Annotated in this window: 27 protein-coding genes; 17 read left to right on the forward strand and 10 right to left on the reverse strand. The window is 70.6% G+C overall.

What is annotated here, in order from left to right; translation table 11 throughout:
* Positions 1-308 (reverse strand): DUF4158 domain-containing protein (locus AB0K82_RS40675; protein ID WP_364407892.1); only part of this gene is annotated, 308 nt, incomplete at its 3' end.
* A gap of 279 nt (positions 309-587) precedes the next feature.
* Positions 588-926, reverse strand: a complete 339-nt coding sequence (locus tag AB0K82_RS40680; protein ID WP_364407895.1) for a hypothetical protein — start codon at positions 924-926, stop codon at positions 588-590.
* Between the two features lie 133 nt (positions 927-1,059).
* Between AB0K82_RS40680 and AB0K82_RS40685 the strand changes: the two genes are divergently transcribed.
* Positions 1,060-2,127: an alpha/beta fold hydrolase gene (locus tag AB0K82_RS40685; protein ID WP_364407898.1), complete on the forward strand. Its 1,068-nt coding sequence runs from the start codon at positions 1,060-1,062 to the stop codon at positions 2,125-2,127.
* A 140-nt stretch (positions 2,128-2,267) separates the two neighbouring features.
* Here AB0K82_RS40685 and AB0K82_RS40690 read toward each other — a convergent pair whose 3' ends face one another.
* The 5 genes from AB0K82_RS40690 to AB0K82_RS40710 form a co-directional block, all read right to left on the reverse strand.
* Positions 2,268-3,275 (reverse strand): COX15/CtaA family protein, encoded by a 1,008-nt coding sequence (locus AB0K82_RS40690; RefSeq protein WP_364407901.1) that lies wholly within the window; start codon positions 3,273-3,275, stop codon positions 2,268-2,270.
* Positions 3,276-3,312: 37 nt separating this feature from the next.
* Entirely contained in the window at positions 3,313-3,933 is a 621-nt protein-coding gene (locus AB0K82_RS40695; protein ID WP_364407903.1) for a Uma2 family endonuclease, read from the reverse strand.
* Positions 3,934-4,117: 184 nt separating this feature from the next.
* Positions 4,118-5,059: an EamA family transporter gene (locus tag AB0K82_RS40700; RefSeq protein ID WP_364407906.1), complete on the reverse strand. Its 942-nt coding sequence runs from the start codon at positions 5,057-5,059 to the stop codon at positions 4,118-4,120.
* 3 nt (positions 5,060-5,062) lie between these two features.
* Positions 5,063-5,779 (reverse strand): ABC transporter permease, encoded by a 717-nt coding sequence (locus tag AB0K82_RS40705; protein WP_364407975.1) that lies wholly within the window; start codon positions 5,777-5,779, stop codon positions 5,063-5,065.
* A 47-nt stretch (positions 5,780-5,826) separates the two neighbouring features.
* A complete protein-coding gene (locus tag AB0K82_RS40710; protein WP_364407909.1) occupies positions 5,827-6,738 on the reverse strand; it encodes an ABC transporter ATP-binding protein in 912 nt (303 codons plus the stop codon).
* 119 nt (positions 6,739-6,857) lie between these two features.
* Here AB0K82_RS40710 and argF point away from each other — a divergent pair, with 119 nt between their 5' ends.
* The 12 genes from argF to AB0K82_RS40770 all read left to right on the forward strand — a co-directional run bounded on the left by argF (position 6,858) and on the right by AB0K82_RS40770 (position 16,846).
* A complete protein-coding gene (gene argF / locus AB0K82_RS40715; RefSeq protein WP_364407978.1) occupies positions 6,858-7,856 on the forward strand; it encodes an ornithine carbamoyltransferase in 999 nt (332 codons plus the stop codon).
* A gap of 32 nt (positions 7,857-7,888) precedes the next feature.
* On the forward strand, positions 7,889-9,196 hold the full coding sequence (locus AB0K82_RS40720; RefSeq protein WP_364407912.1) for an epoxide hydrolase: 1,308 nt from the start codon (positions 7,889-7,891) through the stop codon (positions 9,194-9,196).
* Positions 9,197-9,269: 73 nt separating this feature from the next.
* On the forward strand, positions 9,270-9,764 hold the full coding sequence (locus tag AB0K82_RS40725; RefSeq protein WP_364407915.1) for an MFS transporter: 495 nt from the start codon (positions 9,270-9,272) through the stop codon (positions 9,762-9,764).
* The gene (locus AB0K82_RS40730) at positions 9,758-10,357 is read left to right on the forward strand and encodes a hypothetical protein (protein ID WP_364407918.1); all 600 of its coding nucleotides are present in this window, start codon (positions 9,758-9,760) and stop codon (positions 10,355-10,357) included. Before AB0K82_RS40725 ends, AB0K82_RS40730 begins: the two co-directional genes overlap by 7 nt.
* 60 nt (positions 10,358-10,417) lie before the next feature.
* Positions 10,418-11,173: a metalloregulator ArsR/SmtB family transcription factor gene (locus AB0K82_RS40735; RefSeq protein ID WP_364407921.1), complete on the forward strand. Its 756-nt coding sequence runs from the start codon at positions 10,418-10,420 to the stop codon at positions 11,171-11,173.
* Positions 11,170-12,582: a Fe-S cluster assembly protein SufB gene (gene sufB / locus AB0K82_RS40740; RefSeq protein WP_364407924.1), complete on the forward strand. Its 1,413-nt coding sequence runs from the start codon at positions 11,170-11,172 to the stop codon at positions 12,580-12,582. The genes AB0K82_RS40735 and sufB overlap by 4 nt, the downstream gene beginning before the upstream one ends.
* Before the next feature lie 2 nt (positions 12,583-12,584).
* On the forward strand, positions 12,585-13,703 hold the full coding sequence (gene sufD / locus AB0K82_RS40745; RefSeq protein WP_364407927.1) for a Fe-S cluster assembly protein SufD: 1,119 nt from the start codon (positions 12,585-12,587) through the stop codon (positions 13,701-13,703).
* The gene (locus tag AB0K82_RS40750) at positions 13,700-14,014 is read left to right on the forward strand and encodes a non-heme iron oxygenase ferredoxin subunit (protein ID WP_364407930.1); all 315 of its coding nucleotides are present in this window, start codon (positions 13,700-13,702) and stop codon (positions 14,012-14,014) included. The genes sufD and AB0K82_RS40750 overlap by 4 nt, the downstream gene beginning before the upstream one ends.
* A 4-nt stretch (positions 14,015-14,018) precedes the next feature.
* Entirely contained in the window at positions 14,019-14,768 is a 750-nt protein-coding gene (gene sufC, locus AB0K82_RS40755) for a Fe-S cluster assembly ATPase SufC (RefSeq protein ID WP_364407933.1), read from the forward strand.
* A complete protein-coding gene (locus AB0K82_RS40760; RefSeq protein ID WP_364407935.1) occupies positions 14,765-16,045 on the forward strand; it encodes a cysteine desulfurase in 1,281 nt (426 codons plus the stop codon). The genes sufC and AB0K82_RS40760 overlap by 4 nt, the downstream gene beginning before the upstream one ends.
* 37 nt (positions 16,046-16,082) lie before the next feature.
* On the forward strand, positions 16,083-16,529 hold the full coding sequence (gene sufU, locus AB0K82_RS40765) for a Fe-S cluster assembly sulfur transfer protein SufU (protein WP_364407938.1): 447 nt from the start codon (positions 16,083-16,085) through the stop codon (positions 16,527-16,529).
* A complete protein-coding gene (locus tag AB0K82_RS40770) occupies positions 16,526-16,846 on the forward strand; it encodes a metal-sulfur cluster assembly factor (protein ID WP_364407941.1) in 321 nt (106 codons plus the stop codon). Before sufU ends, AB0K82_RS40770 begins: the two co-directional genes overlap by 4 nt.
* Positions 16,847-16,850: 4 nt before the next feature.
* On the opposite strand, the gene AB0K82_RS40775 is transcribed toward AB0K82_RS40770, so the two are convergent.
* On the reverse strand, positions 16,851-17,363 hold the full coding sequence (locus AB0K82_RS40775) for a hypothetical protein (protein WP_364407942.1): 513 nt from the start codon (positions 17,361-17,363) through the stop codon (positions 16,851-16,853).
* Positions 17,364-17,512: 149 nt separating this feature from the next.
* Here AB0K82_RS40775 and AB0K82_RS40780 point away from each other — a divergent pair, with 149 nt between their 5' ends.
* From AB0K82_RS40780 to AB0K82_RS40790, 3 genes are all read left to right on the forward strand, one after another.
* Entirely contained in the window at positions 17,513-18,721 is a 1,209-nt protein-coding gene (locus tag AB0K82_RS40780; protein ID WP_364407944.1) for an RNA-guided endonuclease TnpB family protein, read from the forward strand.
* Positions 18,722-18,876: 155 nt separating this feature from the next.
* A complete protein-coding gene (locus AB0K82_RS40785; protein WP_364407947.1) occupies positions 18,877-19,461 on the forward strand; it encodes an HD domain-containing protein in 585 nt (194 codons plus the stop codon).
* Positions 19,462-19,553: 92 nt separating this feature from the next.
* Positions 19,554-19,970 (forward strand): SRPBCC family protein, encoded by a 417-nt coding sequence (locus AB0K82_RS40790; protein ID WP_364407950.1) that lies wholly within the window; start codon positions 19,554-19,556, stop codon positions 19,968-19,970.
* Here the strand turns inward: AB0K82_RS40790 and AB0K82_RS40795 are convergent.
* Positions 19,965-20,159, reverse strand: coding sequence for an SDR family NAD(P)-dependent oxidoreductase (locus AB0K82_RS40795; protein WP_364407953.1), 195 nt, complete (start codon positions 20,157-20,159; stop codon positions 19,965-19,967). The genes AB0K82_RS40790 and AB0K82_RS40795 overlap by 6 nt on opposite strands.
* Positions 20,160-20,170: 11 nt before the next feature.
* Positions 20,171-20,986: an alpha/beta fold hydrolase gene (locus AB0K82_RS40800; RefSeq protein ID WP_364407955.1), complete on the reverse strand. Its 816-nt coding sequence runs from the start codon at positions 20,984-20,986 to the stop codon at positions 20,171-20,173.
* Between the two features lie 93 nt (positions 20,987-21,079).
* Between AB0K82_RS40800 and AB0K82_RS40805 the strand changes: the two genes are divergently transcribed.
* Positions 21,080-22,423: a PLP-dependent aminotransferase family protein gene (locus tag AB0K82_RS40805; RefSeq protein ID WP_364407958.1), complete on the forward strand. Its 1,344-nt coding sequence runs from the start codon at positions 21,080-21,082 to the stop codon at positions 22,421-22,423.
* The last annotated feature ends 23 nt before the right edge of the window (positions 22,424-22,446 follow it).

The following is a 22,446-nucleotide window of genomic DNA, read 5'->3' on the forward strand; positions in this document are numbered from 1 at the left end:
GGAACCGTGCACTCGCGAAAGTCGCAGAACGTACGGACATGCTTACGGTGCCGCTCGGCGGTACGGCCCTCCCAGTCGAACAACCCCAGATCGGAGGCGGACACCTTCATCTGGGTGGCGACGTGTGCGATCGCGTCGTCATGCAGTTCCGAGCGGCCCTCAGGGAACCGGCCGTGCTGGGTGAAGAACTTCAGCCACAACGCCAGCGCGAGTTTCGACGGCCCTGTCCGGCCGGCCAGCAGATCCAGCTCATCGCCGATCAGCGTCCAGTGCTCGATCAGCTCGTCTTCGTCCATCGAGCGTGCCACGTTCGCGACTCCTCCGGAGGGGCAGGGCGCGGGTCGATCAGCGCGACCACACGCAAGACCACCGACAAAGCGCCGAACCCATGCGGAGCCAGGCACCTTCACCCCCCGAATCCGCACCAATACTGGACGTACACGCCCGCCCGCGTCCCGAAAACCCGCGAACTGCCAACGCCATTCCAGAAGTCGACACTCCCGCAGAATCGATCCGCCACGCTGACGTGCGCCGATACCGCTGCCTACCTGGGCGGACGCCTCAGATGGCGGCTGGTGGTAGCCCCCTTACCGACAGGCCCAATCGGGGTGATACTCCTGCGCCACGGGGTCGGTGAAGAGGGCGCGGAGGCGGTTCACCCCCGGTGTCATCAGGGGTGAGAGGGCTTGGGCGAGGCGGTTGGCCGCCAGCACGTCACGGTACCTGTCGACCACGAACGCGGGCACGTTGAGCGTCTGGAGCAGCACCTCGACGGCCGCGGGCGCGACGACACCTTCGCGCCACCGACCGCCGTCCGGCCTCCGGTGTGCCGCCGTCGTGCCACCGGCCGCCGTCGCGCCACGGGCCGCCGCGACGGCGGTGCGCGCCGGTGCGGCACCTTCACGCCAGGTGAATGCGGAGTACACGCGGCCGACACCTTCGCTCAAGCCGGAGTGAACCCTCGCCCCTCTACGATCGGCGCGCGATGACCGTGCGTTGAGCCACCGTTCAGGTGCCGTTGCGGTGACGCTCAGTTCGATGCCTACGGGGAGGCCACGGTTGAGTCTGCTGGGCTGGCCGCTGCTCGTCCTATCGATCCTGCTGGCACTTGCCGCGCCGGTCGGCTGCGTGCTGCTGTGGGGACGAGCACGGAGAACGACCGCCGTGCCGATCAGGGTGGCGCTCATCCTGGTCTGCCAGGTCACGGCGATCCTCCTGGCCGGCGTCGGCCTCAACGACCACTTCCAGTTCTTCGCGTCCTGGAACGACCTGCTCGGCCAGAACGGCGCGGACGCGCCCATCCAGCAGCAGAACGGCGGACCACAGCCGCTGGCCCGCGGACTCTCCAAGCGGCTGCGCAATGACTTCCGGCCCGACCGATCCGATCGGGCGTTCTCGGCCGACCTGGTCGGCGCCAAGTCGGGTATCCGCAGCAAGATCTGGGTGTGGCTGCCGCCGCAGTACCAACGGCATCCGCAGCAGCGGTTCCCCGTCGTCGAGCTGTTCCCCGGCTTCCCCGGCACCCCGATCACCTGGTTCCACACGATGCAGGGGCCGAAGAAGCTGCAGGAGGCGATGAAGCAGGGTGCCGCCCAGCCCTACATCCTCGTCGCGCCCACCATCACCGTCGTGCCCGGCCACGACACCGAGTGCACCGACGTGCCGGGCGGCCCCAAGGTCGCCACGTGGCTCACCGACGACGTACGGCGCATCGTCACCGAGAACTTCCGCGCCCTGCCCGACCGTGACGCCTGGGGGACGATGGGCTACTCGACGGGCGGCTACTGCGCCGCCAAGCTCGCCGCGGAGCACCCCCATCTGTTCCGGGCGGGGGTCAGCCTCTCCGGTTACTTCACCGCCTCCAACCCGGCGCTGGCCAGGCTCCCGGGCGCCGACATCCCCGCGCTGCTGCGGACCAGACGCCCGCCCGTGGACCTGCTGCTGACCGCGAGCAAGCAGGACCCGGGCACCACGCCGGCGGTGAACACCATGGTCCAGGCGGCCCGCGCGCCTTCGATCGTCTACACGTACGTCGTGCCGCGCGGCGGCCACAACACCGGCGTCTGGACGGCCATGCTCCCCAAGTGCTTCCAGTGGCTCACCACCAAGCTCACCCACGCGGCCTGACCCACCGAGCGGCCGCCGGCCGAACCGAACGCTCGGCGAAGAGCCCGTAGGATCCGGGTATTCCGCCCGATCCCGGGCGCGCGAACCCGCGATCGCCGAGCGCCGTGCACGCCCCGGAGCCGGCCGGCCCGGGCGGCGGATCAGCCGCCGAGGGAGGCGGCCGGGGCGGTGTCGCGGGTCGCCGGCGAGGGGTCGGCGACCGGGGCCGCCGGCATGCCGCCGCGGTCGCGAAGGGCGAACAGGACCCGGAGGGTGGCGATCCACACCAGGGCCGCGCCCAGCACGTGGGCGACGACGAGCGCGCCGGGGACGTTGGTGAAGTACTGCACGTAGCCGATGACGCCCTGCGCCAGTTCCACCACCAGGAGCTCCACCGCGCGCCGCTGGACGTGCTTCGGGGCGCCGGTCAGCCGCAGGCCCAGGAGCAGCGCGAAGGTCAGCCCGACCGTGGCCCAGACGATGTCCGCGTGGAGCTGGGCGACCTGCTCGATCTGGAAGTCATAGCGCCGGGCCTTGGGATCCCCGGCGTGCGGCCCGGTGCCGGTCACCACGGTGCCCGCCACGAGGAGCAGGAAGACCACGCCGGTCAGGGCGCGTCCCAGCCAGACCAGCTCCTGCCGGACGAGGGGCCGGGCGCGTTCGTCGCCCTCGCTCGCCCGCACCCACAGCACCACGGCCGCCGCGAGGATGGCCGGCGACAGCAGGAAGTGCACGGTCACCGAGACCGGGTGCAGGTCGGTGAGCACGACGATCCCGCCGACGATCGCCTGCGCGACCACGCTGAGAGGCTGGATCGCGGCCAGCCGCACCAGGTCCCTGCGCCGGGGGCGCAGCCGCAGCGCCGCGACGAACACCGCCAGGCCGAGCGCGAGCACCAGGAAGGTCAGCATCCGGTTGCCGAACTCGATCGCCATGTTGGCGGCCGAGTGCTGCGGGGTGTGCGTCGGCACGAGGCTGGTGCCGGTGCACTTCGGCCAGGTGGGGCAGCCGAGGCCCGAGCCGCTGACGCGTACGGCCGCGCCCGTCGCCATGATCAGGGCGTTGCCCGCGACGCTCGCGAGGGCCAGCCCGCGCAGGGAGGCGGGCGTGGGACGCCACACGAGATCACGGAGCCGGGCCAGCGGGTTGTCGGATCGCACGTCCTTCATCGTACGAGCGCCCGGCCATGCCCGGGATCCGGGTCCGTCACTCGACGAGCGAGGCGACGTCGAAGGTGAAGGGGAACGGCTCGTCGGTCTTCAGCGCAGATTCTTGATCGGCTGAACCGGTGACGTGATATCTCCCGTCCGCACCGAGCCTGCGGATCAGAATGCGCGGCTCGGGCTCCAGGTCGACCAGCCAGTACTGCGGGATCCCGGCTCGCGCGTACTCGAAGACCTTGTCCACCCGATCGTGCTGTTCGCTGCCGCTTCGCGGCGAGACGATCTCCACGACCAGGAGCACGTCAGCGGCGTCGTACGCCCGAGCGCGGCGTGCGCGTGCCGCGCGAGCCGCCTCACCCTCGACCGCCACGATGTCCGGAACGCGGATCGACGGTCCGGTGTCGATGTCGAGCGGCCCCTTGATGCACACGTCGGCCGCCGCGTCGGCCGCCGCGTCCTCCAGCGCCCGTTCCAGTCTCTTCGCCGCGTGATCATGGAAGGTGCTGGGCCAGGGGGCCACGATGATCCATCCGTTCACGAGCTCACGACGCACGCCCTCGTCGGGCAGCGCGTCCAGGTCATCGACGGTGTACGGGCCGTACGGCCAGTCCGGAACGGCGATCATCGGAGTCCTCGGTAGAGATGTCGTGGCCATGTCGGGCATGGCATGACTCCTCTCCAGTCTGTCAGGTCACCGGCCCAACGCCACAGCGCCGCCGCGTACACGAAGAGTACACGAATGACCCCCTATGGTGATCACTTGATCGCAGCTCGCGGTCAGACCGGTCGGATGAGCGGTCAGGCCTCGGGGGCCTTGGGGGGCTCGTGTGGGGAGTCCTGGAAGGTGGTCAGGCCTCGGGGGCTTCGGGCGGGGAGTCCTGGAAGCGGGTGGCGCCGACGCAGGCGGCGATGACGCAGCCGATCGCCAGCCACTCGCGCCACACCAGGACCTCGCCGAGGAAGAGGAGGCCGACCAGGGCGGCCACCGCGGGCTCGACGCTCATGAGGATGCCGAACACACGGGCCGGCATGCGCCGCAACGCCTCGAGCTCCAGGCTGTAGGGGATGACCGACGACAGCAGCCCGACGCCGAGCCCGATCAGCAGGATCTTCGGGTCGAGCAGCGTCGAACCGCCGGTGGCGATCCCGACCGGCATGATGGCGACCGCTCCGACGACGCTCGCGATGGCCAGGCCGGTCGATCCGGAGAACCGCTTGCCCGTCGCGCCGCTCAGCACGATGTACGCCGCCCAGCCCACCGCCGCGAGCAGCCCGAACGCCACCCCGGCCAGCGGGACGTCGCCGCTGCCGTGGGCGAGCATCGCCACTCCGCCCAGCGCCAGGACCGCCCACAGCAGGTCCAGCCGGCGCCGGGACGCGACGATGGACACGGTGAGGGGCCCCAGGAACTCGATCGTCACCGCGACGCCGAGCGGAATGCGGGCCATCGCCTGGTAGAAGCTGAAGTTCATCCCGGCGAGGGTGAGGCCGAACAGCACGGCGACCCCGATGTCGCGCCAGGAGTGCAGGCGCCGCATGTCGCGCAGCGCGGACCGGGCCATCACCGAGAGCACGATGGCCGAGGTGGCCAGGCGCAGCATCACGATGGCGTCCGGCGAGATCTGGCCGAAGAGGTTCTTGGCGAGGCCCGCGCCGACCTGCACCGAGACGATGCCCAGCAGGATCAGCGCGGGCGGTGGCACCGAGCCGAGGGACAGCCGGAGACCGGTCGGCCGGGGCCGGACCGACCCGGCTCCGTCATACGAGCCGGGGGCGTCGGCGAGCGCCATGCGTCACTCCCAGGAGAAGAACCGCGCGGCGAGGGCGAGGCCGAGCACCGCCCACACGGCGAGGATCACCAGATCGCGGGCAGGAAACCCGGCACCGTGCTGCAGTACCTGGCGCAGCCCGTCGGCGAGCGCGGAGATCGGTAGCAGTTCGAGGACCGACCGTACGCCCCCGGAGAATCTTGTCAACGGGAATATGACGCCGCCGAGGGCCAGCAGGAGGATGTAGACGAGGTTCGCGGCGGCCAGGGTCGCCTCGGCGCGCAGGGTGCCCGCCATCAGCAGCCCGAACCCGCTGAACGCCGCCGTGCCCAGGAGCAGCAGCAGGATCACGGTCGCCGGATTCCCGTGCGGGCTCCAGCCGAGCGCGACCGCCACGACGCAGATCACCAGCGCCTGTAGGACCTCGACGGCCAGCACGGTGAGCGTCTTGGCGAGGATCAGCCCGGACCGGGGGAGCGGCGTCGCGCCGAGGCGCTTGAGCACGCCGTACCGGCGCTCGAACCCGGTGCCGATGGCCTGGCCGGTGAACGCCGTGGACATCACGGCCAGCGCCAGCACGCCCGGCGTGAGGAAGTCGACGCGCCGTCCCGCGCCCAGGTCCAGCAGCGGCGCGCTGCTGAACAGGAGCAGCAGCGCGACAGGGATGATCAGGATCAGCAGCAGCTGTTCGCCGTTGCGCAGCAGGGTGCGCAGTTCGTACGCCGTCTGCGCCCGGACCATGCGGGACCTCGGCGCCGCACCGGGCGAGGGGGTGAACGTCAGGTCCGTCACGAGCGGAGCTCCCGTCCGGTCAGTTCGAGGAAGACGTCTTCGAGGGTGCGGCGCTCGATCCGCAGGTCCTCGGTCATGACGCCGTTGGAGGCGCACCAGGCGGTCACGGTGGCCAGCAGTTCGGGGACGAGGTCGCCCTCGATGACGTAGTGGCCGGCCGGGGACTCCTTGGCGATCGTCGCGGGTGGCAGCGCGGACAGCAGCTCGTCCAGGCCGAGCCCGGGACGGGCGCGGAAGCGCAGCTGGCGTTCGGCGCCGGTCAGTGAGGACGGCGGTCCCGAGGCGATGACCCGGCCGTGGTCGACGATGACGACCTCGTCGGCGAGCCGTTCGGCCTCGTCCATGTGATGGGTGGTCAGAATGACCGCGACGCCGGCGGCCTTCAGGTCCTCGACGAGCTCCCACGTCGCGTGGCGGGCCTGCGGGTCGAGGCCCGCGGTGGGCTCGTCGAGGAAGAGCAGCTCGGGGCGGCCGACCACCGCGGCGGCGAGGGCCAGCCGTTGCTGCTGGCCGCCGGACAGGCGGCGATAGGAGGTCCGGGCCGAGGCGGTCAGCCCGAGACGGTCGAGCAGCGCGGCGGGGTCCAGGGGGGTGGCGTAGAAGCTCGCGATCAGGCGCAGGAACTCCGCGGCGCGGGCGTTCGTCGGCACGCCCCCCGACTGCAGCATCACGCCGATGCGCGTCTTGAGCTCGGGATCCCGGGGATCGCGGCCGAGCACGCGCACGCTGCCGGAGTCCGCGCGGCGGTAGCCCTCGCAGATCTCGACGGTGGTCGTCTTGCCCGCTCCGTTCGGCCCGAGGAGGGCCGTGACCTCGCCGTATCGGGCGCCGAAGGAGAGGCCGTCGGCCGCGGCCGTCATGCCGTAGCGTTTGACCAGGTCATTGACTGCGACGGCGAGGGGCTCCATGGACCCGAGTCTAGGAGGGGCCGCCCGCGAGGGAGGCGGGCACCCCTGACCACCGATCTGAATATTGATTCAGTCGAGCGCATGGCGATACAGTCTTGGTCATGTCCCTGGGAGGTCACATGCTGCGCGGCCGGAGCTTCTGCAAGGAGCTCGACTTCACCGCCGAGGAGTTCCATTCGCTCGTCGACCTGGCCGGCGAGCTGAAGGCGGCCCGGCGGGCGGGCGCCGAGCGGCCCCGTCTGGCCGGCCGCAACATCGCGCTGATCTTCGAGAAGACGTCGACCCGCACGCGCAGCGCGTTCGAGGTGGCGGCGCACGACCAGGGCGCGCACGTGACGTACCTCGACCCGGCCGGCTCGCAGATCGGGCACAAGGAGTCGGTGAAGGACACCGCGCGGGTGCTGGGCCGGATGTTCGACGGCATCCAGTACCGCGGCCGGCGTCAGGAGGACGTCGAGACCCTCGCCGCGTACGCCGGGGTCCCGGTCTGGAACGGTCTCACCGACGAGTGGCACCCGACGCAGAGCCTGTGCGACGCGTTCACCATGGCGGAGTCCGCGGCCAAGCCGATCCAGGAGATCGCCTTCGCCTACCTCGGCGACGCGCGCAACAACATGGGCAACTCCCTTCTCGTCGTGGGGGCGCTGCTCGGCATGGACGTCCGCCTCGTCGCGCCCGACGGCCTGCTGCCGTCCGCCGACGTGCAGGCGGCCGCCCGCGACCTGGCCGAGCGCAGCGGGGCCCGGATCACGCTGACGGACGACGTCGGCGAGGGCGTCCGCGGCGCCGACTTCCTGCACACGGACGTGTGGGTGTCGATGGGCGAGCCCAAGGAGGTCTGGGCCGAGCGCATCGCGCTGCTCACGCCGTACCAGGTCAACGCCAAGGTTCTCGCCGCGACGGGGAACCCGTCGGTGCGGTTCATGCACTGCCTGCCGGCGTTCCACGACCGGGCGACGACGGTCGGCGAGGAGATCTACGCGCAGTTCGGCCTGGAGGGGCTGGAGGTCACCGACGAGGTCTTCGAGTCGGAGGCGTCGATCGTGTTCGACCAGGCCGAGAACCGCCTGCACACCATCAAGGCCGTCCTCGTGGCCACCCTCGCCGGGATGGATTGATCAGGGATTTATATAAGCAAATGATATTGTCCGTGGCGCACCTCAGCACGCCGACCGCCGCGCAGCGGCTCCAGGGGACCACGATGAGCCACGAGACCACTGACACCCGCCTCGCCGGACCGCGCCCGTTCCTGCTGGAACGGGCGCCGATCCACGTGCCCGACGACGTGCTCGCCGACCTCCGGCACCGTCTCGAGCTGACGCGCTGGCCGCTCGACGCGGGCAACGAGGACCGGTACTACGGCGTGGACCGCGCCTACCTCCAGGAGCTCGTCGACTACTGGCGCACCGGCTTCGACTGGCGCCGGGCCGAGGCCGCGATCAACGCCTACGAGCACTATCGCGTCGAGGTCGAGGGCGTGCCGGTGCACTTCATGCGCCGGCCCGGCGTCGGCCCGGACCCGACGCCGCTGATCCTCACGCACGGCTGGCCCTGGACGTTCTGGCACTGGTCGAAGGTGGTCGACCCCCTCGCCGACCCCGGCGCGTACGGCGGCGACCCGGCCGAGGCGTTCGACGTGATCGTGCCCTCTTTCCCCGGGTTCGGCTTCTCCGGCCCGCTGCCGGACCACCCGGACATGAACTTCTGGAAGGTCGCCGACCTCTGGCACGTCCTCATGACCCGGATCCTCGGTCATGACCGGTACGCCGCCGCGGGCTGCGACGTCGGAGCCATGGTCACCGGCCAGCTCGCGCACAAGTACGCCGCCGAGCTGTACGGCATCCATATCGGCTCCGGCCAGAAGCTCACACTGTTCAATGGCGACCGGGGCTGGGACCTCAGCGGCGGCCGCCCCATCCCCGACGGCCTGCCCGCCGACGTCCGCGCGCAGCTCGTCGCGTTCGAGAAGCGCTTCGCCGTCCACCTCGCCGCGCACGTCCTCGCCCCGAGCACGCTCGCGTACGGCCTGTCGGACTCACCCGCCGGAATGCTCGCCTGGATCCTCGAGCGCTGGATGACCTGGAGCGACAACGGCGGCGACGTCGAGACCGTCTTCAGCAAGGACGACCTGCTCACCCACGCCATGATCTTCTGGGTGACGAACTCGATCGGCACGTCGATCCGCACCTACGCCAACAACAACCGCTACCCGTGGACCCCGTCCCACGACCGGCAGCCCCCCATCGAGGCGCCCACCGGCATCACCTTCGTCGGCTACGAGAACCCGCCCGGCGTGAGCACCGACGGCCGGGTCGAGCACTTCGTGAACAGCGACCGCGGTTCCTGGTACAACCACGTCAACCTCACCGTCCACGACCGCGGCGGTCACTTCATCCCCTGGGAGATCCCCGGTGAGTGGGTCGACGACCTGCGACGTACGTTCCGGGGCCGCTGCTAGGGCGCCGGGCCGGCCCCGCCTGGCCGGGGACACTTCGACGCTCGTCTGAACGATCGCGGGCAAGCATCGGGGCATGCTGACGCTGAGATCCACATCCGAGCCGCGGCAGCGCACCCGAGCGCTGCCGCTGGTCGCCATCTGCCTCGGCTACTTCATGGTGATCATCGACGCCACCGCCGTGAGCCTGTCGCTGCCCGCGCTGGGCCGCGACCTCGGCGGCGGCCTCGGTGTACTCCAGTGGGTGGTCGACGGCTACACCCTGGCATTCGCGACCCTGCTGCTGTCGGCGGGCGCGCTCGGTGACCGGGTGGGACCCCACCGGGTGTTCTGCGCCGGCCTGACGCTCTTCACCGTCACCTCGGCGGCCTGCGGGCTGGCGCCGACCGCGGCCACTCTGGTCGCGGCCCGGCTGGTCCAGGGCGCCGCGGTCGCCCTCCTCGTCTCGTCCTCGCTGGCGCTGCTGCAGGCGGCGCATCCCGACGCCCGGTCGCGGGCCCGTGCCGTCGGAATCTGGGGCGGGGTGGCCGGGATCGCGGCCGCCTTCGGGCCGGTGGTGGCGGGGTGCTGACCGACGCGGCGAGCTGGCGCCTGGTCTTCTTCGTCAACGTGCCGATCGGCGTGGCCGCCCTGCTGCTCACCGTCCGGTACGTCGTACGGCCCGAGGGCCACGGGCGGCGGGGCCTCGACCTCGGGGCGCAGGTCGCCGCGGTCGCGGCGCTGGGCCTGCTGACGTTCGCGCTGATCCAGGCGCGGACCCGCGGCTGGGTCTCGCCCATCGTGCTCGGCGGCCTGGTGGTCGCGGCGCTGTCCGCCGCGGCGTTCGTGGCGGTGGAGCGTCGTTCGGCCGACCCGATGCTGCCCCTCGGCCTCTTCCGGAGCGCGGCGTTCTCCGGCGGGAACGCGGTGGGCCTGCTGATCAACCTCGGCTTCTACGGCCAGCTGTTCGTCGTCAGCCTGTTCTTCCGGGACGTACGGCGGATGAGCCCGACGCTGGCCGGACTGGCGCTGGTGCCCGAGGGCATCCTGGTGTCGCTGGCCTCGTTGGCCGGGGGTCGCCTGGCCGCGCCGATGGCGGGCGCGGGCGGGGCGGTCCTCGCCGGCGCCCTCGTCGTGGCGATCTTCGTACGGAGCCGCCGCGCAGGTGAGGCAAGGCTCGCCTAAGTGAGCCAGATAACCGGAGCCGGTTTGTCTCAGGGGAAGGAATTAGGCCACACTGATGTTGTGAAATACGTGACCGAGACGACGAGCAGCGACCCGGCGGCCGCCGGCGTGCCCGCGCTCGGTCCGAACCACGCGGAGCGCACCACGCGCGCCCGGGTGGCACGACTGATTCTTGAACATGGTCCCATCAGCGCCTCGGCGCTCGGACAGCGGCTCGGGCTCACGCCCGCGGCCGTGCGCCGCCACCTCGAGACCCTCCTCGCCGAGGGGATGATCGAGGAGCGGCGGAGCCGTCCGCAGTCGAGGCGCGGGCGCGGCCGTCCGGCGAAGCTGTTCGCGATCACCGACGCCGGGCGCAGCGCCTTCGTGCACGCCTACGACGATCTGGCGGCCAACGCGCTGCGGTTCCTGGCCGACAAGCTCGGTGAGGAGGCCGTCGCGGAGTTCGCCCTGCGTCAGGTGGGCGACCTGGAGGCGCGCTACGGCGCGTCGATCCGGGCCGTCGCGCCGCAGCAGCGGGTGCGGGCCCTGGCGGAGGCGCTGTCCGCGGACGGCTATGCCGCCTCGGCGAGCACCGCGCCGGCGGGCGGGCAGCAGCTCTGTCAGCACCACTGCCCGGTCGCGCACGTCGCGGCCCGGTTCCCGCAGCTGTGCGAGGCGGAGACCGCGGCGTTCGGGCGGCTGCTCGGCGTTCCCGTCCAGCGGCTGGCCACGATCGCGCACGGTGATGGAATATGCACGACCCACGTGACGTCACGTGAACTGACCGAAAAACCCGAAAAGACCAAGCAGGAGTCCGGAGGCACCTCCGTATGACCACGGCAGCCCACCCCGAGCTCGAGGGGCTCGGCAAGTACAAGTTCGGCTGGGCCGACCCCGACGTGGCCGGCGCCTCGGCCCGTCGCGGGCTGTCCGACGAGGTCGTCCGCGACATCTCGGCGAAGAAGAACGAGCCCGACTGGATGCTCGACCTTCGCCTGAAGGGCCTGCGCCTGTTCGGCAAGAAGCCGATGCCGACGTGGGGCGCCGACCTCTCCGACATCGACTTCGACAACATCAAGTACTTCGTCCGGTCGACGGAGAAGCAGGCCGCGTCGTGGGACGAGCTCCCGGCCGACATCAAGAACACCTATGACAAGCTCGGCATCCCCGAGGCGGAGAAGCAGCGCCTGATCGCCGGCGTCGCGGCCCAGTACGAGTCCGAGGTCGTGTACCACCAGATCCGCGAGGACCTGGAGAAGCAGGGTGTCATCTTCCTCGACACCGACACCGGCCTGCGGGAGCACCCGGAGATCTTCCAGGAGTACTTCGGCTCCGTGATCCCGGTCGGCGACAACAAGTTCGCCGCGCTCAACTCGGCGGTGTGGTCGGGTGGATCGTTCATCTACGTGCCGCCGGGCGTGCACGTCGAGATCCCGCTGCAGGCCTACTTCCGGATCAACACCGAGAACATGGGCCAGTTCGAGCGGACGCTGATCATCGTCGACGAGGGCGCGTACGTCCACTACGTCGAGGGCTGCACCGCGCCGATCTACAAGTCCGACTCGCTGCACTCCGCGGTCGTTGAGATCGTCGTGAAGAAGAACGCCCGCTGCCGCTACACGACCATCCAGAACTGGTCGAACAACGTCTACAACCTCGTCACCAAGCGCGCCGTCTGCTACGAGGGCGGCACGATGGAGTGGATCGACGGCAACATCGGCTCCAAGGTGACGATGAAGTACCCGGCGGTCTACCTCATGGGCGAGCACGCCAAGGGTGAGACGCTGTCCATCGCCTTCGCCGGCGAGGGCCAGCACCAGGACGCCGGCGCCAAGATGGTGCACGCCGCGCCCAACACCTCCTCGACCATCATCTCCAAGTCCGTGGCGCGCGGCGGCGGCCGTACGAGCTACCGCGGCCTGGTCCAGGTGCAGGAGGGCGCCGAGCACTCCAAGTCGACCGTCAAGTGCGACGCGCTGCTGGTCGACCAGATCAGCCGCTCCGACACCTACCCCTACGTCGACGTCCGCGAGGACGACGTCGAGATGGGCCACGAGGCCACCGTCTCGAAGGTCTCGGAGAACCAGCTGTTCTACCTCATGAGCCGCGGCCTCACCGAGGACGAGGCGATGGCGATGATCGTGCGCGGCTTCGTCGAGCCGATCGCGCGCGAGCTGCCGATGGAGTACGCGCTCGAGCTGAACCGCCTGATCGAGCTGCAGATGGAAGGAGCGGTGGGCTGATCATGGGTCTGGAGACCAAACCGCTGTCCACCCTCCACGAGCACGCCTCGTACGACGTGGCCGACTTCGCCGTCCCGACCGGGCGCGAGGAGGAGTGGCGCTTCACTCCGCTGCGCCGGCTGCGCGACCTGCACAAGGGCGCGGCGGCCGACGGCAAGGTGATCGTGGACGTGTCCGCGGCGCCCGAGGTCACCGTCGAGACGGTGGGCCGCGACGACGAGCGGGTCGGCAAGGCGTACGTCCCGGCGGATCGCGTCAGCGCGCAGGCGTACGCCTCGTTCGCCCACGCGACCGTCGTCACGGTGCGCAAGGAGGTCGTGGCCACCGAGCCGACCGTCCTCACGCTGCGCGGCGAGGGCGGCGGCGTCGCCTACGGTCACACGACCATCGTCCTGGAGCCGTTCGCGCAGGCGACGGTCGTGCTGGAGCACACCGGCTCGGCCGCCTACGCCGACAACGTCGAGTTCGTCGTCGGCGACGGGGCCTCGCTCACGGTGTTCAGCCTGCAGAACTGGGCGTCGGACGCCGTGCACCTGTCGCACCAGCACGCCAGGCTGGGCCGGGACGCGCGGTTCAAGAGCTTCACCGTCAGCCTGGGCGGCGACGTCGTGCGCATCGCCCCGTCGGTCGCGTATGACGCGCCGGGCGGTGACGCCGAGCTGTACGGCGTGTACTTCGCCGACGGCGGCCAGCACCTCGAGCACCGCCTGCTCGTCGACCACACCCAGCCGAACTGCCGCAGCCGCGTCGACTACCGGGGCGCGCTGCAGGACGAGGACGCGCACGCCGTCTGGATCGGCGACGTGATCATCCGGGCCGAGGCCGAGGGCACCGACACCTACGAGCTGAACCGCAACCTGGTGCTCACCGACGGCACGCGGGTCGACTCGGTCCCGAACCTCGAGATCCTCACCGGCGAGGTCGCCGGCGCGGGCCACGCCTCGGCGTCCGGCCGCCTCGACGACCAGCACCTGTTCTACCTCCAGGCGCGGGGCATCCCGTACGACACCGCCCGGCGGATGGTCGTGCGCGGCTTCCTCGGCCAGCTCGTCGACAAGATCGACGTTCCCGAGCTCAAGGAACGCGTGATGGCCGCGATCGACGAGGAGATCGCCCGATGAGCTTCACGCGCGCGTGCGCGCTGTCCGAGCTGCCCGCCGAGGGGGCGCTCGCGGTCGAGATCGACGGCACCCCGGTGGCGGTCGTCCGCGCCGGCGACGACGTCTACGCCGTGCGCGACGTCTGCTCGCACGCCGAGGTCGCGCTCAGCGAGGGCGAGGTCTACGACCACACCATCGAGTGCTGGCTGCACGGCTCGTGCTTCGACCTGCGCACCGGCAAGCCCACCAACCCGCCGGCCACGCAGCCGGTTCCCACGTACCCAGTGAAGATCGAGGGCGACGACGTGTACGTGTCGCTCAAGGAGTCCTGAAACCATGGCCACGCTTGAGATCCGCGACCTGCACGTCTCCGTCGAGGACAAGGAGATCCTCCGGGGCGTAGACCTGACCGTGAAGGCGGGCGAGACCCACGCCATCATGGGGCCGAACGGCTCCGGCAAGTCCACCCTCGCCTACGCCATCGCCGGTCACCCGAAGTACACCGTCACCGGCGGCGAGGTCCTCCTGGACGGCGAGAGCGTCCTGGACATGGCCGTCGACGAGCGCGCCCGCGCCGGGCTGTTCCTCGCGATGCAGTACCCCGTCGAGGTGCCGGGCGTGTCGGTGTCGAACTTCCTGCGCACCGCCGTCACCGCGGTGCGCGGCGAGGCGCCGAAGCTGCGGGAGTTCTCCAAGGAGATGCGCTCGGCAATGGCCGAGCTGCAGATCGACCCCGCCTTCGCCCAGCGCAACCTGAACGAGGGCTTCTCCGGCGGTGAGAAGAAGCGTCACGAGATCCTCCAGCTCGAGATGCTCAAGCCGAAGGTCGCCGTCCTCGACGAGACCGACTCCGGCCTCGACATCGACGCGCTGAAGGTCGTCTCCGAGGGCGTGAACCGGTTCCGCTCCGACGAGACGGGCGTGCTGCTGATCACGCACTACACCCGGATCCTCCGCTACGTGAAGCCGGACTTCGTGCACGTCTTCGCGGCCGGCCGCGTCGTCGAGCAGGGCGGCCCGGAGCTGGCAGAGCTGCTGGAGACCGAGGGCTACGAGAAGTTCACGAAGGCGGGCGCGTCCGCGTGAGCATCGACGTCGAGCGGATCCGGGCGGACTTCCCGATCCTGACCAGGACCGTCCGCGACGGGCAGGCCCTGGTCTACCTCGACAGCGCGAACACCTCGCAGAAACCCCGCCAGGTGATCGACGCGATCGAGGACTACTACGCCCGGCACAACGCGAACATCCACCGGGCGACGCACCAGCTCGGCGAGGAGGCGACCGAGGCGTACGAAGGCGCCCGGATCAAGGTCGCGAACTTCATCGGCGCGGCCAGCGAGACCGAGGTGGTGTTCACCAAGAACATCTCCGAGGGCATCAACCTCGTCGCCTACGCGATGGGCAACGCGGCCACCGCCGGCCCGGAGGCCGAGCGGTTCCGCCTCGGCCCGGGCGACGAGATCGTCATCACCGAGATGGAGCACCACTCCAACATCGTGCCGTGGCAGCTCCTCGCCCAGCGCACCGGCGCGACGCTCCGCTGGTTCCGGGTGACCGACGACGGCCGCCTCGACCTGAGCGACATCGACGAGCTCATCAACGAGCGCACGAAGATCGTCGCGGTCGCGCACCAGTCGAACGTCCTCGGCACGATCAACCCGGTCCGCCTCATCGCGGACAAGGCGCACGCGGTCGGCGCGCTCGTGCTCGCCGACGGAGCCCAGGCCGTGCCGCACATGCGGGTGAACGTCCAGGAGCTCGGCGTCGACTTCTACGGGTTCACCGCGCACAAGCTGTGCGGCCCGACCGGCATCGGGGTGCTGTGGGGCCGCGCCGAGCTGCTCGAGACGCTGCCGCCGTTCCTCGGCGGCGGCGAGATGATCGAGACCGTGGCGATGGAGGGCTCGACGTTCGCGCCGCCGCCGCACAAGTTCGAGGCCGGCACGATGCCGATCGCCGAGGCCGCCGGGCTCGGCGCCGCGATCGACTATCTCGAGTCCGTGGGCATCGACGACATCGCGGCGCAGCAGAACGAGCTGCTGGCCTACGCCCTCAAGTCGCTCACCGCGGTGGAGGGCGTGCGGATCCTCGGGCCCACCGAGGCCGAGGACCGCGGCACCGCGATCTCCTTCACCCTCGAGGGGCCGGACGGCCGCGAGATCCACCCGCACGACGTCAGCCAGGTGCTGGACGCCCACGGCATCGCCGTGCGCGCCGGTCACCACTGCGCGCGCCCGCTGCACCGCCGCTTCGGGGTGACCGCGAGCACCCGCGCGTCGCTGTACTTCTACAACACCCCGGCCGACGTGGACGCGCTGGTCGAGGGACTGCGGGAGACGCAGAAATTCTTCGGCAGCGCCTGACGTTGCACCCCCATGGGCCGCCTGAGAAGGGAAGCAGATGCAGCTCGAGTCGATGTACCAGGAGATCATCCTGGACCACTACCGGAACCCGCACCACAAGGGTCTCCGGGAGCCGTACGACGCCGAGGTGCACCATGTGAACCCGACCTGCGGTGACGAGGTGACCCTGCGCGTCCGCCTCGACGGCGACGCGGTCGCCGACGTGTCGTACGACGCGATGGGCTGTTCGATCAGCCAGGCCAGCGCCTCGGTGATGACCGACCTCATCATCGGCAGGCCGGTGAAGGACGCGATGGTGACCGGCGACGAGTTCCTCAAGCTGATGCAGTCGCGCGGGCAGCTTGAGCCCGATGAGGACATCCTTGAGGACGCCGTCGCCTTCACCGGGGTGTCGAAGTACCCCGCCCGTATCAAGTGCGCCCTGCTCGCCTGGATGGCGTGGAAGGACGCGACCGCGAAAGCCATGGAAGGCAGCGATTCATGAGCGACACGAAGGCCGCCGAGGACGACGTCCTCGAGGCGATGAGGGACGTCGTCGACCCCGAGCTCGGGATCAACGTGGTCGACCTGGGCCTGGTCTACGGCGTCAACATCGACGACGGCAACGTCGTCACGCTCGACATGACGCTGACGAGCGCGGCCTGCCCGCTCACCGACGTGATCGAGGACCAGACGGCGAGCGCTCTCGAGGGCCTGGTCGAGAAGGTCACGATCAACTGGGTGTGGCTGCCGCCGTGGGGCCCGGACAAGATCACCGAGGACGGCCGCGAGCAGTTGCGCGCCCTCGGCTTCAACGTCTGAGCTCTCACTCGAGCCCGGCATGCCGGCGCCAGCCCGCCGGCTGCTGGGAGTTGGCGATCCACTGGTCCGTGTAGCGCAGGACCGCGGTCAGCGCGTCGAGCGCACCGGCGGGACCGCCGGTGCGCCACGAGGTCTGCACGATCGTGTGGTGATCGGGATGCGGGGTCTCACAGCGGCAGGCGATGGTCAGGCTCGCCTCGATCCGGCAGTGGTTCGGGTAGAAGTCGATCGACTCCATCCGGATCGCCACCTCGAGCCAGTCGTCACCGGCCTCGTACGTGTGGCAGTCGTAGATGCGGTGGGCGGGCGGATGCCACATCCACTGGCCGGGCCGCGGCCTGTCCCTCCCGCCCCGGGCCGACGGAGCCGGATGGCGGGCCTGCCACTGGCCGGTGAGGGTGAGGAAACGGGCGCGGACCTCCGCGCCGTCCCACGCCGGCCCGAAGATCGCGGCCAGCGGGAGCGCCCGGGGCCATATCCACACCGCGACGGCGTGATCGTCGGGCGGATTTCTCACCTAGTCCTCCGAAGGTTGTCCTGGCCTTCAGGCCGGGAGGAATTCGGACGCCAGGAGCGGCCCGGCGTAGCCGGGGCGGTCCAAGAGCAGAGTTCGTCGACATCCGACCGCGGCTTACGCCCGCGCACTTTATCTGTAAGGTTCCAGGTGTGCGAACGGCGTACAAGTGCCGGGCCTACCCGGACCCCGAACAAACGGCGATATTCAGCCGCACGTTCGGGTGTGTGCGCCTGGTGTGGAACAAGACCCTCGCCGAACGTCACGCGGCGTATCACCAGCGGGGTGAGAGGACCTCCTACAAGCAGACCGACGCCGCGTTGACCGCATGGAAGAAGACCGAGGACCTGGCGTTCCTTGCGGAGGTGTCCTCGGTTCCGTTGCAGCAGACGCTGCGGCATCAGCATGCGGCGTTCGCGAACTTCTTCGCCGGACGCGCCAAGTACCCGCGGTTCAAGAACCGTAACTCCCGGCAGTCCGCGCACTACACCCGCTCGGCGTTCCGCATGAGCAATGGCGAGCTGTCCATGGCCAAGACCCGGGCGCCGCTGAGATTCGTGTGGTCTTTTGAGAACGTGGACCCATCCACGCTCGACCCGACCATGGTCGTCATCTCCCGGGATCCGGACGGCCGCTGGTACGTGACGTTCGCCGTCGACACCGACGCCCCCGAGCCCATGGACGAGGCCGGGCACGCCATCGGCGTTGATCTGGGCGTGAAGGACTTCGCGGTCACCTCCGACGGGAAGCGCATCGCCAACCCCCGGGATCTGGAGCGCAAGGCCCGCAACCTCGCCCGCTACCAGCGGCGCATGGCCCGCCGCGAACGCGGGAGCATGAACAGGCGCAAGGCCAAGGCCAAGGTCGCCCGCGCCCACCGCAAGGTCCGCAACGCCCGCGCCGACTTCCTGCACCGGACCAGCACCAACCTGATCCGCGGGGCCGACACCATCGTGATCGAAGACCTCGCGGTCACCAACATGGTCAAGAACCGTAGGTTGGCGCGCGTCATCAGCGACGCCGGATGGGGCGAATTCCGCAGGCAATTGGAGTACAAGGCCGAGCGCGCCGAGCGCACCCTCGTGGTCATCGACCGCTGGTATCCCTCCTCCAAGACCTGCTCGGCCTGCGGGTACCTGCTCGCTACGCTGAGCCTTTCGACCCGGCACTGGACGTGTCCGGGCTGCCGCACCCGGCACGAGCGGGACATCAACGCGGCCAAGAACATCCTTGCGGCTGGTCGAGCCGTAGCCGGGGACAACCCCGGTGATGCCTGTGGAGCTGGTGTCAGACGGCAAGGGTCCTCCCTTCCGCAGCCGGCTGCGAAGCAGAAACCCCGCGTCGTGAGGCGCCCGGCGTGAGCCGGATCGGCCACAAGGCCGATGGGACTCCCCCTTCTTCAGGAGGGGGAGGAAGTCAACGTGCAATCATGCCGCGACCGTGCGGTTCGGCGCACGCTCACGGTCGATCGAGACGACCTCGTGACGGTGCCCGGTCACCGGGAGGAGAAGGCAGCGTGGAGACCTTCACGAACTGGCGGACCTGGGAGCAGGCCCGCGCCGCTTTGACGTCGCAGCCCATCGACGTGCGGGCGCTGGACCGGGCCGCCGAGGCCGCGCTGCGCTGGCACGGCGAGCAGCGGCGGCCCACCGGCGCGCCGTACGCCGAGCACCTGTTCGAGGCGCTCGAGGTGCTGGTCCGCGGCGTCGGCGTCACCGACACGGACGTGCTCGTGACCGCCCTGCTGCACGACACGGTGGAGGACACGGACGCGACACTGGCCGACGTCGAGGACGCGTTCGGCCCGGAGGTCGGGGAACTGGTGGACTGGGTGACCAAGCCGCCGGTGGAGGGCAAGGCCGCCAAGCGCGCCGCGAAGGTCGCCTACCTGCGGCGGCTGCGCGACGCGCCCCGCGAGGCGATCCTCGTCAAGCTCGCCGACCGGGTCAGCAACGTCCAGACGCTCGACCGGATGCCACCGGACTTCCAGCGCCGCTACCACGCCGAGACGGTCACCTATATCGTGCCGCTCGCCGCTAACGAGCCCTGGTTCGCCGCCTGGTTCGCGGCCTGGCAACAGCGATTCGCCCACCTGCGCTGACCGCCTGCGAGAAGATCGTCCGATGGAACGGCAGTGGACGGTCGAGGAGAGCGTCGTCATCGACGCGGCGCCGGAACGCGTGTACGAGGGCGGTGGCCGACCCACGCCGGATGGGGGAGTGGAGCCCGGAGGTCTTCGCGGTGTGGGTGCGCGGCCGCCGGGTGGTCCCGGGACTGGGCTTCGTCGGATTCAACCGGATCGGCGCCCGCCTATGGTTCACCACCTGCCGGGTCACCGAGGCCGTCCCGGGCAGGGCGTTCGCCTTCCGGGTGACGACCTTCGGCATCCCGGTGGCCGTGTGGGGCTACCGGGTCGAGGCGACCGATGACGGCTCGACCCGCCTCACGGAGCACTGGGAGGACCTGCGGCGGGCGGGCGGGGGAGCGGCGGCCGCATCCCTGCTCGGCCGGGTCTTCACCGGCGTCCCCGCCGACGGACGCGCCGAGGTCAACCGGCGGGGCATGCGCACGACCCTCACCCGGATCAAGACGGCTCTGGAGGCCTCATGACCGGTGGATCTGGAACGCCGCGAAGCTCTGGGTGACGACATCAGCTCGATGACGTTGATGTTGACGTGGGCTGGCAGCGAGCAGGCCCGCCCTGCGCGCCGACGCGACGACGTGCGTGCCACCGACCGCGAGGCGGCGGGTGATCGCGGCGCCGAACCCGGTGCTCGCACCGGTGACGAATGCGGTCATGGCCATCGGGCTCATCGCTCCCCGGGGATCGAGTCGAGGAACTCGCTCAGCGCCTCGTTGAACACGGCGGGCCGTTCCAGGTTGGGCATGTGCGCGGTGCCCTCGATCACTATCAGCGTGGAACCGGGGATGACCTCGTGCATGAGCCGCGCGTCGGCGATCGGCGTGTACTCGTCTTCGCCGCCGACGACGATGAGCGTGGGCACGCGGACGCGTGCCAGCGACGCGACGTAGTCGGGGCGCTCCGCGCGGCCGAGCTGCGCGGCGGCGGCCCCGTCCGGGGACGTCCCCCGCATCATCCCGAGGACGTGCTCGGCCATCTCGTGATACCGCCGGAGGTTGGCCGGCGCCACCATCTTGGGCAGGACCTCCTTCGCGTAGCCGTCCATGCCCTCCCGGAGCAGCCGGCCGGCCATCGCCTCCCGGGCCCGCCTGCTCTCCTCGGTCTCCGCCTGAGGAGTCGTGTCGGCGAGCACCAGGCCACGCAGCCGGTCGGGGAACAGCCGGTGGAACTCCATGACGATCTGGCCACCCATGGACAACCCGCCGAGAACGATCTCATGCACGCCGAGATGGTCGAGAAGGTCGGCGATGTCCTGGGCGAAGACCTGGAGCGGCGTCCTGCCCGGGACGACCGTGCTCCCGCCGTACCCGCGCAGGTCCGAGACGATCACGCGCCGCCCGGTTCGGCCGACGTGCTCCACCTGAGGTGCCCACATCGAGCGGTCGAAGGGGTGGCCGTGCACGAGCGCCAGGGGCGGTGCGGTGTCGTCGGAGCGGTGGTCGTCGTACGCGATGGTGACCGGACCATTGGTGAACGTGCCCACTCGGAGCTCTCCTTTACACGTCTGGCTTGACGGCTCGATGCTAGGAGGGGCAATATCTCGGTGCAATACGAAAATTGCTCTCGGAGCAAAGTCGTGAGCGAGGACGTGATGGACGACTACCGGCGGATCGCCGACGCGGTGGCGGCGCAGATCGCCTCCGGTCGGCTGCGGCCCGGCGACCGGCTGCCGCCGCAGCGGCAGTTCGCCCGCAGGCACGGCATCGCCGGCTCCACGGCGGCGCGGGTGTACGGGGAGCTGATCCGCCGCGGCCTCGCGGTCGGCGAGGTGGGGCGCGGCACGTTCGTCCGCGCCGCGGCGCCGTCGAGCGAGCCGGCCCTCGCCGAGCCGACCCGCGCACGGGTGGACCTGGAGCTGAACTTCTCCGTGCCGCCCGAGCAGCCGGCGCTCCTCGCGGAGAGCCTGGGTGGAATGCTGCGCCCCGACGTGCTGGCGGATGCGCTGACCCCCATGGGGGCGGCGGGCACGCCCGCCATGCGGGAGGCGGCGGCAGCGATGCTGTCCCGTCCGGGCTGGACCCCCGACCCGGGACACCTGCTGCTCGCGGGCAGTGGACGGCAGGCTATCGCCGCCGCGCTCGCGGCCCTGGCCCCGGCCGGCGACCGCGTCGGCGTCGAAGAGCTGACCTACCCGCTGGTCAAGGGCATCGCCGCCCGTCTCGGCATCACACTGGTCCCGCTCGCGATGGACGAGTCCGGCGTGCTGCCGGAGGCCATCCGGTCGGCCGGGCCGCTGCGGGCCGTCTACCTCCAGCCGACGCTGCACAACCCGCTCGGCGGCACCATGTCCGAGTCGCGGCGCTCCGAGGTCGCGGCCGCTCTCCGGGACCTCGGGATCCACGCGGTCGAGGACGGCATCTACTCGTTCCTCCGCGACGAGCCCGCGCCGTTGGCCGCGTTCGCGCCGGAACGCGTCATCGTCGTCGACAGCCTGTCGAAGCGGGTGGCCCCGGGCCTGACCGTCGGCTTCGCGGTGACACCGGAGGCGATCGGCGGCCGGGTCGCCTCGGCGCTGCGCTCAGGCGGCTGGACCGCTTCGCGGTTCGCCGTCGAGGCCGCGACGCGATGGCTCACCGACGGCACGGTCGCAGCCCTCGGGGAGATGAAGCGCCGCGATGCGATGGCCCGCCAGCGGCTCGTACGCGAGCACCTCGCCGAGTTCGCCGTCGACGCCGATCCGCAGGCCTTCCACTGCTGGTGGCGGCTGCCCGACCCATGGCGGGCCGACACGTTCGTCGCGGCCGCCGCCCGTCGCGGCATCGCGGTCACCCCCGGCGCGGCCTTCACGGTCGTCGCGGCCCAGGCGCCCAACGCCGTACGCCTCGCCCTGTCGGCACCGCCGATCGGCACTCTCGCCGCGGCGCTCGAGACCCTGGCGACCCTGGCCAGGGGCGCTCCCGACGACGTCGAGATCGAGTAGGCGCCGAGGGCCTTTCCTGTGGC

This window comes from Actinoallomurus sp. NPDC052274, assembly GCF_040679475.1.
Lineage (GTDB): Bacteria > Actinomycetota > Actinomycetes > Streptosporangiales > Streptosporangiaceae > Actinoallomurus > Actinoallomurus liliacearum.

What these genes read in the sequence shown, in the direction of transcription:
- AB0K82_RS40690 (WP_364407901.1), bottom strand. Translation starts at nt 3,275, where the DNA reads ATGAAGGACGTGCGATCCGACAACCCGCTGGCCCGGCTCCGTGATCTC.
- AB0K82_RS40695 (WP_364407903.1), bottom strand. Translation starts at nt 3,933, where the DNA reads ATGCCCGACATGGCCACGACATCTCTACCGAGGACTCCGATGATCGCC.
- AB0K82_RS40700 (WP_364407906.1), bottom strand. Translation starts at nt 5,059, where the DNA reads ATGGCGCTCGCCGACGCCCCCGGCTCGTATGACGGAGCCGGGTCGGTC.
- AB0K82_RS40705 (WP_364407975.1), bottom strand. Translation starts at nt 5,779, where the DNA reads ATGGTCCGGGCGCAGACGGCGTACGAACTGCGCACCCTGCTGCGCAAC.
- AB0K82_RS40710 (WP_364407909.1), bottom strand. Translation starts at nt 6,738, where the DNA reads ATGGAGCCCCTCGCCGTCGCAGTCAATGACCTGGTCAAACGCTACGGC.
- argF (WP_364407978.1), top strand. Translation starts at nt 6,858, where the DNA reads ATGCTGCGCGGCCGGAGCTTCTGCAAGGAGCTCGACTTCACCGCCGAG.
- AB0K82_RS40725 (WP_364407915.1), top strand. Translation starts at nt 9,270, where the DNA reads ATGCTGACGCTGAGATCCACATCCGAGCCGCGGCAGCGCACCCGAGCG.
- sufB (WP_364407924.1), top strand. Translation starts at nt 11,170, where the DNA reads ATGACCACGGCAGCCCACCCCGAGCTCGAGGGGCTCGGCAAGTACAAG.
- sufD (WP_364407927.1), top strand. Translation starts at nt 12,585, where the DNA reads ATGGGTCTGGAGACCAAACCGCTGTCCACCCTCCACGAGCACGCCTCG.
- AB0K82_RS40750 (WP_364407930.1), top strand. Translation starts at nt 13,700, where the DNA reads ATGAGCTTCACGCGCGCGTGCGCGCTGTCCGAGCTGCCCGCCGAGGGG.
- sufC (WP_364407933.1), top strand. Translation starts at nt 14,019, where the DNA reads ATGGCCACGCTTGAGATCCGCGACCTGCACGTCTCCGTCGAGGACAAG.
- sufU (WP_364407938.1), top strand. Translation starts at nt 16,083, where the DNA reads ATGCAGCTCGAGTCGATGTACCAGGAGATCATCCTGGACCACTACCGG.
- AB0K82_RS40770 (WP_364407941.1), top strand. Translation starts at nt 16,526, where the DNA reads ATGAGCGACACGAAGGCCGCCGAGGACGACGTCCTCGAGGCGATGAGG.
- AB0K82_RS40795 (WP_364407953.1), bottom strand. Translation starts at nt 20,159, where the DNA reads ATGACCGCATTCGTCACCGGTGCGAGCACCGGGTTCGGCGCCGCGATC.